Genomic DNA, 12,394 nt, shown 5'->3' on the forward strand with positions numbered 1-12,394 from the left:
GCCATGAGCTTTAACACAATCATCGACTGGAATAATTGTAGCGACGAGCAACAGCGCGAGATGCTGATGCGCCCGGCAATTTCCGCCTCTGAGAGCATCTCACGCACCGTGGCGGAGATCCTGGATAACGTCAAAGCCCGTGGCGATGACGCCCTGCGTGAATACAGCGTGAAGTTTGATAAGACGGAAGTCGGCGCATTACAGGTTACTGAGCAGGAAATCATTGATGCCAGTAATCGTCTGGGTGACGACATCAAGCAGGCGATGGCCGTTGCGGTGAAAAACATTGATACCTTCCACACCGCGCAGAAGCTGCAGGCCGTGGATGTGGAAACCCTGCCCGGCGTGCGCTGCCAGCAGGTGACGCGCCCGGTTACGTCAGTGGGACTTTATATCCCTGGTGGTTCAGCGCCGCTGTTTTCGACCGTATTAATGCTCGCCACGCCGGCGCGTATCGCCGAATGCCAGAAAGTAGTGCTGTGCTCTCCGCCACCGATCGCAGATGAGATCCTCTACGCGGCAAAACTCTGCGGCGTGCAGGCGGTGTATAAAGTGGGCGGCGCGCAGGCGATTTCGGCCCTGGCGTTCGGGACGGAGTCCATTCCTAAAGTCGACAAAATCTTTGGCCCGGGCAATGCGTATGTGACCGAAGCCAAGCGCCAGGTCAGCCAGCGTCTCGACGGCGCTGCAATCGATATGCCTGCCGGTCCGTCTGAAGTGCTGGTCATTGCCGACAGCGGCGCAACGCCGGACTTCGTGGCCTCCGACCTGCTTTCACAGGCAGAACACGGCCCGGACTCGCAGGTCATCCTGCTGACGCCTGATGCCGATATGGCGAAACGCGTGGGCGAAGCCGTTGAACGCCAGCTTGCCGACCTGCCCCGCGCCGACACGGCACGTCAGGCGTTAGCGGCCAGCCGCCTGATTGTGGCGCGCGATCTCGAGCAGTGCATTGCCATCTCCAACCAGTACGGCCCGGAGCACCTGATTATTCAGACCCGCAACGCGCGCGATCTGGTCGACAACATCACCAGCGCGGGCTCGGTGTTCCTCGGCGACTGGTCACCGGAGTCCGCAGGGGATTACGCCTCCGGCACCAACCACGTGCTGCCAACGTATGGCTACACCTCTACCTGTTCCAGCCTCGGCCTGGCGGATTTCCAGAAACGCATGACCGTGCAGGAGCTGTCCCGCGAGGGGTTTGCTTCACTGGCTTCTACTATTGAAACCCTGGCCGCCGCCGAGCGTCTGACCGCCCACAAAAACGCCGTGACGCTGCGCGTTGCCGCCCTGAAGGAGCAAGCATGAACATTGAAGAATTAGCCCGCGAAAATGTCCGCCGCCTGACGCCTTACCAGTCTGCGCGTCGTCTGGGCGGAAACGGGGACGTCTGGCTGAACGCCAACGAATTCCCGACTGCGGTGCAGTTTGAGCTGTCGCAGCAAACGCTGAACCGCTATCCGGAGTGTCAGCCAAAAGCGGTGATTGAAAACTACGCCCAGTACGCGGGTGTGAAGCCGGAGCAGGTACTGGTCAGCCGCGGCGCGGATGAGGGCATTGAGCTGCTGATCCGCGCGTTCTGCGAGCCGGGCAAAGACGCGGTGATGTACTGCCAGCCCACGTACGGAATGTACAGCGTCAGCGCCGAAACCTTCGGCGTGGCGTGCCGCAACGTCCAGGCGCTGGAGAACTGGCAGCTCGATTTACAAGGCATTGCCGACAATCTCGACGGCGTGAAGGTCGTCTTCGTCTGCAGCCCAAATAACCCAACCGGGCAGATTATTAACCCGCAGGATATCCGCACCCTGCTGGAGATGACCCGTGGTAAAGCGCTGGTGGTGGCCGATGAAGCCTACATCGAGTTCTGCCCGCAGGCGACGCTGACGGGCTGGCTGGAAGAGTATCCGCATCTCGTTGCGCTGCGCACGTTGTCAAAAGCCTTCGCCCTCGCGGGCCTGCGCTGCGGGTTTACGCTGGCGAATAAAGAGGTCATCGACCTGCTGCTGAAAGTGATCGCCCCGTACCCGCTCTCAACGCCGGTTGCCGATATTGCGGCACAGGCGCTGACGCCTCAGGGTATCAACGCGATGCGCGAACGCGTGGCGCAGATCCTGGAGGAACGTCAGTACCTTGTCACCGCGCTGAAAGACATCCCTTGCGTCGAGCAGGTGTTCGACTCGGAAACCAACTACATCCTGGCGCGCTTCACCGCCTCCAGTGCCGTATTTAAATCTTTATGGGATCAGGGCATTATCTTACGAGACCAGAATAAACAACCTTCCCTGAGTGGCTGTTTACGTATCACCGTAGGCACCCGCGCAGAGAGCCAGCGCGTCATTGACGCCCTGAAAGCGGAGAAAGTATGACCCAGAAGATCCTTTTCATCGATCGTGACGGCACCCTTATTTCGGAGCCACCTGCCGATTTCCAGGTCGATCGTTTCGACAAGCTGGCTTTTGAACCGGACGTGATCCCGGTGCTGCTTAAGCTTCAGAAAGCGGGCTATAAGCTGGTAATGATCACCAACCAGGACGGTCTGGGTACGGACAGTTTCCCGCAGGCGGACTTTGACGGCCCGCATAACCTGATGATGCAGGTGCTGACCTCTCAGGGCGTGGTATTTGATGAGGTGCTGATTTGCCCGCACATGCCAGCCGACGAGTGCGACTGCCGTAAGCCAAAGGTGAAGCTGGTTGAGCGCTATCTGGCCGAAGAGATGCTGGATAAAACCAACAGCTACGTCATCGGCGATCGCATCACCGATATTACGCTGGCGGAAAACATGGGCATCGCGGGGCTGCGCTACGATCGTAACGACCTTAACTGGGCAAAGATTGGCGAGCAACTGACAAAACGCGACCGCTATTCCCACGTTGAGCGTAACACCAAAGAGACGCAGATTGATGTAAAAGTCTGGCTGGACCGTGAAGGCGGCAGCAAGATCCACACCGGCGTCGGTTTCTTTGACCACATGCTGGACCAGATTGCCACCCACGGCGGTTTCCGCATGGAGATCGCGGTAAAAGGCGACCTTTATATTGACGATCACCACACCGTGGAAGATACCGGCCTGGCGCTGGGTGAAGCCCTGAAGCTGGCGCTCGGCGACAAGCGCGGCATCAACCGTTTCGGCTTCGTCCTGCCGATGGACGAGTGCCTGGCGCGCTGCGCCATGGACATCTCGGGTCGTCCGCACCTGGAATACAAAGCTGATTTCACCTACCAGCGCGTCGGCGATCTTAGCACCGAAATGGTGGAGCACTTCTTCCGTTCCCTGTCCTACACCATGGGACTGACGCTGCACCTGAAAACCAAAGGCAAAAACGATCACCACCGCGTGGAGAGCCTGTTTAAAGCCTTTGGCCGTACGCTTCGCCAGGCTATCCGCGTGGAAGGCGATGCCCTGCCCTCGTCGAAAGGAGTGCTGTAATGAACGTGGTGATTCTGGATACCGGATGCGCCAACCTCAACTCCGTGAAATCGGCCATCGCGCGCCACGGCTATGAGCCGGTGGTGAGCCGCGATCCGGACATTGTATTGCGCGCTGACAAGCTTTTCCTGCCGGGCGTTGGCACCGCACAGGCGGCGATGGACCAGATTCGCGAACGCGATTTGGTCGATTTGATCAAAGCCTGTACCCAGCCGGTGCTGGGGATTTGCCTGGGCATGCAGCTTCTTGGCCGCCGCAGCGAAGAGAGCAACGGCGTTGACCTGCTAGGCATTATCGACGAAGACGTACCGAAAATGACCGACCACGGCCTGCCTCTGCCGCATATGGGCTGGAACCGCGTGTACGCCAAAGCGGGTGACCGGCTGTTTCGCGGCATCGAAGACGGCGCGTACTTTTACTTCGTGCACAGTTACGCCATGCCGGTGAACGTCAATACCATCGCCCAGTGCACTTACGGCGAGGCGTTTACCGCGGCGGTGCAGAAAGACAATTTCTTCGGCGTGCAGTTTCACCCGGAACGCTCTGGCGCCGCGGGCGCGCAGCTGCTGAAAAACTTCCTGGAGATGTGATGATTATTCCCGCTTTAGATTTAATCGACGGCACGGTTGTCCGTCTTCATCAGGGCGATTACGGTCAACAGCGCGACTACGGAAAGGACCCGCTACCGCGCCTGCAGGATTATGCCGCCCAGGGTGCACAGGTGCTGCATCTGGTGGATTTAACGGGCGCGAAAGATCCGGCGAAGCGCCAGATCCCGCTGCTGAAAAAACTGGTTGCTGGTGTTGACGTGCCCGTGCAGGTCGGCGGCGGCGTACGCACCGAAGATGACGTGGCGGCTCTGCTGGATGCGGGCGTGGCGCGCGTGGTGGTCGGTTCAACCGCCGTGAAAGACCCTGAGACGGTGAAAGGCTGGTTCCGCCGCTTTGGCGCCGACGCCCTGGTACTGGCGCTGGACGTGCGCATTGACGAGCAGGGTAATAAGCAGGTGGCGGTCAGCGGCTGGCAGGAAAATTCCGGCGTAACGCTGGAAGCGCTGGTCGAGACGTATCTCCCTGTGGGCCTGAAGCACGTGCTGTGCACGGACATCTCGCGCGACGGCACGCTGGCGGGTTCCAACGTTTCTTTATATGAAGAAGTTTGCGCCCGTTATCCGCAGGTGGCATTCCAGTCATCTGGCGGCATCGGTGACTTAGCCGATATCGCCGCGCTGCGCGGAACGGGGGTACAGGGCGTGATTGTGGGCCGGGCCCTGCTGGAAGATAAATTTACGGTGACGGAGGCGATTCAATGCTGGCAAAACGGATAATTCCTTGTCTTGACGTGCGCGATGGTCAGGTTGTGAAAGGCGTGCAGTTCCGCAACCACGAGATCATTGGCGATATCGTCCCGCTGGCAAAACGCTATGCCGATGAAGGCGCTGACGAACTGGTCTTCTATGATATCACCGCCTCCAGCGATGGCCGCGTGGTCGATAAAAGCTGGGTCGCGCGCGTGGCGGAAGTGATTGATATTCCGTTCTGCGTGGCGGGCGGGATTAAGTCTGCTGATGACGCCGCCAAAATTCTCTCTTTTGGCGCCGACAAGATTTCCATCAACTCCCCTGCTCTGGCCGAGCCGGAACTGATTACCCGCCTGGCCGATCGCTTTGGCGTGCAGTGCATAGTGGTAGGGATTGATACCTGGTTCGACGCCGCGACCGGCAAATATCACGTTAACCAATATACTGGCGATGAAAGCCGGACGCGCGTGACGCAGTGGGAAACGCTCGATTGGGTAGAGGAAGTGCAGAAGCGCGGCGCAGGTGAGATTGTGCTGAACATGATGAACCAGGACGGCGTGCGTAACGGTTACGATCTCGAGCAGCTGAAGAAAGTTCGCGCGGTCTGCCACGTTCCGCTGATTGCCTCCGGCGGCGCGGGCACCATGGAACACTTCCTGGAAGCCTTCCGCGATGCGAACGTCGACGGCGCGCTGGCCGCGTCCGTGTTCCACAAACAGATTATCAATATTGGCGAGTTAAAAACGTACCTGGCCGACCAGGGCGTGGAGATCAGGGTATGTTAACAGAGCAACAACAGGCGCAGCTGGACTGGGAAAAAACTGACGGATTACTGCCGGTGGTTGTACAGCATGCCGTCTCAGGCGAAGTGCTGATGCTGGGATACATGAACCAGGACGCGCTGGCAAAAACAATCGACAGCGGCAAAGTGACGTTTTTCTCGCGTACGAAGCAGCGCCTGTGGACCAAAGGGGAAACCTCGGGGCACTTCCTGAACGTGGTCAGCATGACGCCAGACTGCGATAACGACACCCTGCTGGTGCTGGTGAACCCAATCGGCCCAACCTGCCATAAAGGCACCAGCAGCTGCTTCGGCGAGGCGAGTCACCAGTGGCTGTTCCTGTACCAGCTTGAGCAACTCCTGGCGGAGCGTAAATCCGCGGATCCTGAGAGCTCCTATACCGCGAAGCTGTATGCCAGCGGGACTAAGCGTATTGCGCAGAAGGTGGGTGAAGAAGGCGTTGAGACGGCGCTGGCCGCGACCGTACACGACCGGGAAGAGTTGACGAATGAAGCGTCGGATTTGATGTATCACCTGTTGGTGCTGCTGCAGGATCAGGAACTGGATTTGACGGCGGTGATTGAGAATCTTCGAAAGCGTCATAAATAAAAAAACCGGGGATTTTCCCCGGTTTTTTTAAATCTGCAAATCAGGCTTTTGGCTTATAGTTGCGTAATGCGTTACGCGCCAGTACCACACCTGAACCAATCATTCCTCCCAGCAGCACGGCAAGAATCAGCACAATGGCTTTTTTCGGACTATCGCGACGAACGGGGAGATCCGGCTTCATGACATAACGGTAGACGTGGATAGTATCCGGGTTTACGTTCAGGTTTTGAATATCCAGCAAGTTTTGCCTGGTCTGATAGTAAGCAGCAGAAAAGACCAGCGGACGAGAGGCTTCGTTTTGAATCATTGATTTCAGCCCCTCGCTTCCCAGCAGGAACATCGTCTCCTGAGTCACATCCTGGGTTTGCTGGAGCTGCGGCGAGGAGATTTTCGCCGCTTCAGCATTTTTCAGCGCCTCAACGATCTGCTTGATACGCAGATCTTTCTGCTCCTGGGCAACCTTTTCCTGATTTACCAGGGAATCGTTCAGGGTTTTAACCTGCTCTTTAATATTGTCCTTAAGGTCAAGGGCAAGTTCTTTTGCCGTTTGCTCATCAATCTGCTGAATGTACTGCGCCAGCTGCTTTTGCGCAGCTTCGGCAGATGTACTGGTATAGGAGACGCTTAAAGGCAGCGTTTGTCCTTTCACAGTAGGCTCAATAGTCAGTTTTTCTGGCTCTTCCTGATTGTCCAGCGCCTGCGATAACGCCGAGAAAGAGGAGTTGAAACGGCCAATCGCACGCGTTTGAATGTCCAGCATTGAAGGGGCAGCACTGCCATAGAGGATGTTCAATGCATTTGAATAGGTCGCTATTTGGGCGGCATCAGGCTGGGCAATAATCGCGCTTGAGGTCCACTTCTCTTTCGCAACAGAAAGATAACCAATAGCCAGGGCAATAAAAACAACAACAAACGTTGCTATCATCCACTTCCCACGCCACAGCTGCAGCACTAAATCAAGTAAATCAATTTGCTCAGGGTCATTGCTTCGGATGACCTGGCTATTGTTGTTGTGCGTCATACATTCCCTAACAAATGAAAAAGGGCAAACATAATTGTGTTTTCATAGTTTATCTATTGCTGGGGATTTTTCTATAAGAATCCGATGAGTTATATCGGAAAGATGCGTTATGTAACTCGCCTCCCTTCGCGCTATCATAGACACCATGTGATGCGTTATCGCATCTGTAAGCGTTGGGTATTTGAGGAAAGATATGAAATTTCTGGTAACGGGTGCAGCGGGTTTTATCGGTTCGAATGTCAGCAAACGCCTCATTGAGGGCGGTCATGAGGTTGTCGGTATTGATAACCTGAACGACTATTACGATGTTAATTTAAAGCTGGCACGTCTGGAACGGCTACAATCTGAGCGATTCACCTTCCACAAGATGGAATTAGCTGACCGGGAAGGTATGGCTGCGCTTTTCGCTGACGAGAAGTTCGATCGCGTTATTCACCTGGCCGCACAGGCAGGCGTACGCTACTCCCTGGAAAACCCGCATGCGTACGCCGATGCCAACCTTATTGGCCACCTCAACGTGCTGGAAGGCTGCCGCCATAACCACGTTCAGCATTTGCTGTATGCCTCATCCAGCTCCGTATATGGCCTCAACCGTAAGATGCCCTTCTCCACTGACGATTCCGTAGATCACCCGGTTTCACTCTATGCCGCGACCAAAAAAGCCAATGAGCTGATGTCGCACACCTATTCGCATCTCTACAACCTGCCGACCACCGGACTGCGCTTCTTTACCGTATACGGTCCGTGGGGACGCCCGGACATGGCGCTGTTTAAGTTTACTAAGGCGATGATTGAAGGCAAAAGCATCGATGTCTATAACTACGGCAAGATGAAGCGCGACTTCACCTACATCGATGATATCGCTGAAGCAATTATCCGCCTGCAAGATGTTATTCCCCATCCTGACGCAAACTGGACCGTCGAGACTGGCTCACCGGCAACCAGTTCAGCACCTTACCGCGTTTACAACATCGGTAACAGTTCACCAGTAGAACTGATGGACTACATCATCGCGCTGGAAGAGGCGCTGGGTAAGAAAGCCGAGAAAAATATGTTGCCACTCCAGCCGGGCGACGTCCTGGAAACCAGCGCCGACACGAAAGCGCTCTATGACGTGATCGGTTTCAAACCGCAAACCTCGGTTAAAGATGGCGTGAAGAACTTCGTTGACTGGTACCGCGAGTTTTACAAGGTCTGAAAATTAAAAACCCGGCAAATCAGCCGGGTTTTTAATTTTAACGTAATAAAATTAGTCGCTACCGAACAGATCGCGGGTATAGACTTTGTCAGCGACGTCAGCCAGCTCTTCGGCCATGCGGTTCGAGATGATGACATCCGCTTCCTTCTTAAAAGCATCCAGATCGCGGATCACGCGGGAATTGAAGAACTGATCTTCCTGCATGGCCGGTTCATAAATAATAACTTCAACGCCTTTCGCCTTGATGCGCTTCATGATCCCCTGAATGGAAGAGGCGCGGAAGTTATCGGAACCGCTCTTCATGATCAGACGATAAACGCCGACCACTTTCGGCTGGCGCGCAAGAATAGAATCGGAGATGAAATCTTTACGCGTACGGTTAGCGTCAACAATCGCAGAAATGAGATTATTCGGTACAGCCTGGTAGTTTGCCAGCAGCTGCTTGGTATCTTTTGGCAGGCAATAACCGCCGTAGCCAAATGACGGGTTGTTGTAGTGGTTACCAATACGCGGGTCGAGGCAAACCCCTTCAATAATCTGGCGGGTGTTCAGCCCAAGACTTTCTGCATAGCTGTCGAGCTCATTGAAGTACGCGACTCGCATTGCCAGATAGGTGTTTGCGAAAAGCTTAATCGCCTCCGCTTCGGTGGAGTCCGTAAACAGCACCGGAATATCTTTCTTCACTGCGCCTTCCTGCAGCAGTGCGGCAAAGCGTTCAGCGCGCTCAGAACGTTCGCCAATAACGATACGGGAAGGATGCAGGTTATCGTAAAGCGCTCTCCCCTCACGCAGGAACTCTGGCGAGAAGAAGATATTATCAATACCAAACTTTTCTTTGATGGATTTGGTAAAGCCGACAGGAATGGTCGATTTAATAACCATCACCGCATCAGGATTAATCGCAATAACATCTTTGATAACCGCTTCTACGGTTGAGGTGTTGAAATAGTTGGTTTTTGGATCGTAGTCAGTAGGCGTCGCAATGATGACGTAATCCGCATCGCGGTATGCATCTTCTTTATCTGTCGTGGCGCGGAAATTCAGCGGTTTGTTGCTGAGATAGTCCTGGATTTCTTTGTCGACAATCGGCGATTTCTTCTGATTGAGCATATCCACTTTGGCCTGCACGATATCCAGCGCAACCACTTCATGGTTCTGAGCAATCAGAATGCCGTTAGAAAGACCGACATACCCTGTTCCGGAAATTGTTATTTTCATTCGCTAATGACTTCTTTTAGTTAACTGTATTGATGGCCGGCAGACCATCGCGATAAACATAACTGTTGGGCTTTGTACCTCCTGGCAAACAGCACTGTCAAGGCAAACCAGGAGTAATCACAACGAGGGGGATGAGATTCAGACTACTTCGAATAATGCGCGGCATTTTTTACATAAAAAAACCCGGAGACAGGCTCCGGGTTTGATGATAGCGAGTAAGCTAACTTATTCCATCCATTCGGTGTGGAACACGCCTTCTTTATCCGTGCGCTTGTAAGTGTGCGCGCCGAAATAGTCACGCTGTGCCTGAATCAGGTTGGCAGGCAGAACGGCAGCGCGGTAGCTATCGTAATACGCCACCGCAGCGGAGAAGGTTGGAACCGGGATACCGTTCTGTACAGCGTAGGCAACCACGTCACGCAGCGCCTGCTGGTACTCGTCTGCAATCTTCTTAAAGTACGGTGCCAGCAGAAGGTTAGCGATACCTGCGTTTTCAGCATAGGCATCGGTGATTTTCTGCAGGAACTGCGCACGAATGATGCAACCCGCGCGGAAGATCTTCGCGATCTCGCCATAGTTCAGGTCCCAGTTGTTCTCGTCAGACGCCGCACGCAGCTGTGAGAAGCCCTGCGCGTAAGAGACGATTTTACCCAGGTACAGGGCGCGACGAACTTTCTCGACGAACTCAGCTTTGTCACCGGCTGGTTTAGCCTGTGGGCCTGACAGCACTTTAGAAGCCGCTACGCGCTGCTCTTTCAGAGAAGAGATATAACGCGCAAAGACAGATTCGGTGATCAGAGACAGCGGCTCGCCCAGATCCAGAGAGCTCTGGCTGGTCCATTTACCGGTACCTTTGTTCGCTGCTTCATCCAGAATCACATCAACAAGGTATTTACCCTCTTCATCTTTCTTCGTGAAGATATCTTTGGTGATGTCGATCAGATAGCTGTTAAGCTCGCCTTTATTCCACTCGGTAAAGGTTTCAGCCAGCTCTTCGTTAGAGAGATTCAGGCCGCCTTTCAGCAGGGAGTATGCTTCTGCAATCAGCTGCATATCGCCATATTCGATGCCGTTGTGCACCATTTTAACATAGTGACCCGCACCGTCCGGACCGATATAGGTCACACATGGCTCGCCGTCTTCTGCAACAGCAGCGATTTTGGTCAGAATAGGCGCAACCAGCTCGTACGCTTCTTTCTGGCCGCCAGGCATGATGGATGGGCCTTTCAGCGCACCCTCTTCGCCACCGGATACACCGGTACCGATGAAGTTGAAGCCTTCAGCGGACAGTTCACGGTTACGACGAATGGTGTCCAGGAAGAAGGTGTTACCGCCATCAATGATGATGTCACCTTTTTCGAGGTAAGGCTTAAGGGAGTCGATAGCTGCATCGGTACCTGCGCCTGCTTTCACCATTAACAGGATACGACGAGGCGTTTCCAGAGACTCAACAAACTCTTTAACCGTATAGAAAGGAACCAGTTTCTTGCCTGGGTTCTCGGCAATCACTTCTTCGGTCTTATCACGGGAGCGGTTGAAAACGGAGACGGTATAACCACGGCTTTCGATGTTGAGCGCCAGGTTGCGCCCCATCACTGCCATTCCGACGACGCCGATTTGTTGCTTGGACATTACATACTCCTGTCAGGTGTGGTCACCGCGACATACGCGGTTGTTCAATATGCTTCTATATTATCCTAGCTTACTTCAACTATAAATAGATATAATGTATCTATTAAATAAATAAATAAATAAATAAATAAATTCTATAGCTAAACTCCAAAGAAAAATTTCATTTTAAATTGTTTTTATCAACTTCGCGGGAACCCCCCCAATAAGAGAGTTTGGTGGGAACGACTTGGTAACAACTGAACCTGCAGCAATAACACTTCCGCCACCAATATTAACTCCAGCAAGAATAGTGACATTGCAGCCAATCCAAACATCATTATCAATCTTGATATTATCGCGCTTTACCCCTTGATCTTTTATTTTTATTTTTCGATCGGAATAATTGTGGTTCTCGGAGATAATAGTTAGATGAGGTCCAATAATAACATCATCACCGATCTCAATATACCCAGAACATCCAATATAAGAGTTAATACCAATCGCAGTACGATTTCCTAAAACCAATCCTTCTCCTCTATCTCCGCCATAATAACTGGATGGTCTAATACTTGTGCCCGAACCAATAGTACAAGACCTACCAATTTTTATCCCTTTGATTGCCTCTGTTTGAATTATTACATTAGATTCAATTTTGGTAAACTTACCAACATTAATATTCCTATAGGGGCCAATTATTTTAACATTTCTTGATGCAAATATAGGGAAAGCAATTCTATTCAAGGAGAATATAGAAAAAAAGAATCCTCTAACTGTCATAAATAAAACACGTAACAACACTCTAAAATTAACTGATTCGTTATTGTATGATAACGAAGAGAATACTTTACTTATTTTCATACTCATTCCACGCCTGTATATTATTTTAGTCTATAGCATGAACAGTTCATGATATTGCTTGCGTATTTTTTCCCATGTATATTTATCCTTGGCGATATCAAGCATATGATTATTATCACCAAAATACTGTTCAGAATTTATTATTTTAGATAATGCTTGTTCATTTTCGAAGTAAACTGCTTTATGCTCGGTAGTTTCTCTATTGTAACTACAATCAAAACATATTATAGATTTACCAAAATGCATCATTTCAACTAATGAGGGATTGGTACCACCAGCAGAATGTCCATGTATATAACATGAACAAAATGCACGCAACTCTGCTAATTTGGCGGTATCGTATATGGGATCTAGCATCTGTATATTGC

The 12,394-nt window shown here is 52.6% G+C and carries 12 protein-coding genes and 1 pseudogene; 8 read left to right on the forward strand and 5 right to left on the reverse strand.

Annotated elements, in window-relative coordinates; translation table 11 throughout:
- The first annotated feature begins 3 nt into the window (after window positions 1-3).
- Genes hisD through hisIE form a run of 7 tightly spaced genes read left to right on the forward strand, consistent with a single transcriptional unit; the run spans window position 4 to window position 6,120 of the window.
- Window positions 4-1,308: a histidinol dehydrogenase gene (gene hisD / locus IM265_RS20545; RefSeq protein ID WP_193031618.1), complete on the forward strand. Its 1,305-nt coding sequence runs from the start codon at window positions 4-6 to the stop codon at window positions 1,306-1,308.
- The gene (hisC, locus tag IM265_RS20550) at window positions 1,305-2,366 is read left to right on the forward strand and encodes a histidinol-phosphate transaminase (RefSeq protein WP_193031616.1); all 1,062 of its coding nucleotides are present in this window, start codon (window positions 1,305-1,307) and stop codon (window positions 2,364-2,366) included. Before hisD ends, hisC begins: the two co-directional genes overlap by 4 nt.
- Window positions 2,363-3,430: a bifunctional histidinol-phosphatase/imidazoleglycerol-phosphate dehydratase HisB gene (gene hisB, locus IM265_RS20555; protein WP_069733075.1), complete on the forward strand. Its 1,068-nt coding sequence runs from the start codon at window positions 2,363-2,365 to the stop codon at window positions 3,428-3,430. Before hisC ends, hisB begins: the two co-directional genes overlap by 4 nt.
- Window positions 3,430-4,020 carry an imidazole glycerol phosphate synthase subunit HisH gene (gene hisH, locus IM265_RS20560; protein ID WP_028013765.1) on the forward strand — a complete coding sequence of 197 codons (591 nt, stop codon included), beginning with the start codon at window positions 3,430-3,432 and terminating at the stop codon, window positions 4,018-4,020. The genes hisB and hisH overlap by 1 nt, the downstream gene beginning before the upstream one ends.
- The gene (hisA, locus tag IM265_RS20565; RefSeq protein WP_047363191.1) at window positions 4,020-4,757 is read left to right on the forward strand and encodes a 1-(5-phosphoribosyl)-5-[(5-phosphoribosylamino)methylideneamino]imidazole-4-carboxamide isomerase; all 738 of its coding nucleotides are present in this window, start codon (window positions 4,020-4,022) and stop codon (window positions 4,755-4,757) included. Before hisH ends, hisA begins: the two co-directional genes overlap by 1 nt.
- Complete coding sequence (gene hisF / locus IM265_RS20570; protein WP_041909169.1) at window positions 4,739-5,515, forward strand: imidazole glycerol phosphate synthase subunit HisF; 777 nt, start codon at window positions 4,739-4,741, stop codon at window positions 5,513-5,515. Before hisA ends, hisF begins: the two co-directional genes overlap by 19 nt.
- Window positions 5,509-6,120 (forward strand): bifunctional phosphoribosyl-AMP cyclohydrolase/phosphoribosyl-ATP diphosphatase HisIE, encoded by a 612-nt coding sequence (gene hisIE, locus IM265_RS20575; RefSeq protein WP_045260396.1) that lies wholly within the window; start codon window positions 5,509-5,511, stop codon window positions 6,118-6,120. The genes hisF and hisIE overlap by 7 nt, the downstream gene beginning before the upstream one ends.
- A gap of 40 nt (window positions 6,121-6,160) precedes the next feature.
- On the opposite strand, the gene wzzB is transcribed toward hisIE, so the two are convergent.
- Window positions 6,161-7,141, reverse strand: a complete 981-nt coding sequence (gene wzzB / locus IM265_RS20580; protein ID WP_193031614.1) for an LPS O-antigen chain length determinant protein WzzB — start codon at window positions 7,139-7,141, stop codon at window positions 6,161-6,163.
- A gap of 193 nt (window positions 7,142-7,334) precedes the next feature.
- On the opposite strand from wzzB, the gene IM265_RS20585 reads away from it, so the two are divergent.
- A complete protein-coding gene (locus IM265_RS20585; protein WP_193031612.1) occupies window positions 7,335-8,339 on the forward strand; it encodes an NAD-dependent epimerase in 1,005 nt (334 codons plus the stop codon).
- A 51-nt stretch (window positions 8,340-8,390) separates the two neighbouring features.
- On the opposite strand, the gene ugd is transcribed toward IM265_RS20585, so the two are convergent.
- From ugd to IM265_RS20605, 4 genes and pseudogenes are all read right to left on the reverse strand, one after another.
- Window positions 8,391-9,557: a UDP-glucose 6-dehydrogenase gene (gene ugd, locus IM265_RS20590; RefSeq protein WP_063409310.1), complete on the reverse strand. Its 1,167-nt coding sequence runs from the start codon at window positions 9,555-9,557 to the stop codon at window positions 8,391-8,393.
- 225 nt (window positions 9,558-9,782) lie between these two features.
- The gene (gene gndA, locus IM265_RS20595; RefSeq protein ID WP_193031610.1) at window positions 9,783-11,189 is read right to left on the reverse strand and encodes an NADP-dependent phosphogluconate dehydrogenase; all 1,407 of its coding nucleotides are present in this window, start codon (window positions 11,187-11,189) and stop codon (window positions 9,783-9,785) included.
- A gap of 165 nt (window positions 11,190-11,354) precedes the next feature.
- The gene (locus IM265_RS20600) at window positions 11,355-12,026 is read right to left on the reverse strand and encodes a DapH/DapD/GlmU-related protein (protein WP_193031608.1); all 672 of its coding nucleotides are present in this window, start codon (window positions 12,024-12,026) and stop codon (window positions 11,355-11,357) included.
- 30 nt (window positions 12,027-12,056) lie between these two features.
- Window positions 12,057-12,394 (reverse strand): annotated as a pseudogene (locus IM265_RS20605) (glycosyl transferase); the annotation flags it as partial.

Source organism: Enterobacter cloacae complex sp. P17RS (genome assembly GCF_014895885.1).
Classification (GTDB): Bacteria; Pseudomonadota; Gammaproteobacteria; order Enterobacterales; family Enterobacteriaceae; genus Enterobacter; species Enterobacter bugandensis.

Excerpts from the sequence above, each read along its gene's own strand:
- hisD (WP_193031618.1), top strand. The coding sequence starts at position 4 with ATGAGCTTTAACACAATCATCGACTGGAATAATTGTAGCGACGAGCAA.
- hisC (WP_193031616.1), top strand. The coding sequence starts at position 1,305 with ATGAACATTGAAGAATTAGCCCGCGAAAATGTCCGCCGCCTGACGCCT.
- hisB (WP_069733075.1), top strand. The coding sequence starts at position 2,363 with ATGACCCAGAAGATCCTTTTCATCGATCGTGACGGCACCCTTATTTCG.
- hisH (WP_028013765.1), top strand. The coding sequence starts at position 3,430 with ATGAACGTGGTGATTCTGGATACCGGATGCGCCAACCTCAACTCCGTG.
- hisA (WP_047363191.1), top strand. The coding sequence starts at position 4,020 with ATGATTATTCCCGCTTTAGATTTAATCGACGGCACGGTTGTCCGTCTT.
- hisF (WP_041909169.1), top strand. The coding sequence starts at position 4,739 with ATGCTGGCAAAACGGATAATTCCTTGTCTTGACGTGCGCGATGGTCAG.
- hisIE (WP_045260396.1), top strand. The coding sequence starts at position 5,509 with ATGTTAACAGAGCAACAACAGGCGCAGCTGGACTGGGAAAAAACTGAC.
- wzzB (WP_193031614.1), bottom strand. The coding sequence starts at position 7,141 with ATGACGCACAACAACAATAGCCAGGTCATCCGAAGCAATGACCCTGAG.
- IM265_RS20585 (WP_193031612.1), top strand. The coding sequence starts at position 7,335 with ATGAAATTTCTGGTAACGGGTGCAGCGGGTTTTATCGGTTCGAATGTC.
- ugd (WP_063409310.1), bottom strand. The coding sequence starts at position 9,557 with ATGAAAATAACAATTTCCGGAACAGGGTATGTCGGTCTTTCTAACGGC.
- gndA (WP_193031610.1), bottom strand. The coding sequence starts at position 11,189 with ATGTCCAAGCAACAAATCGGCGTCGTCGGAATGGCAGTGATGGGGCGC.
- IM265_RS20600 (WP_193031608.1), bottom strand. The coding sequence starts at position 12,026 with ATGAAAATAAGTAAAGTATTCTCTTCGTTATCATACAATAACGAATCA.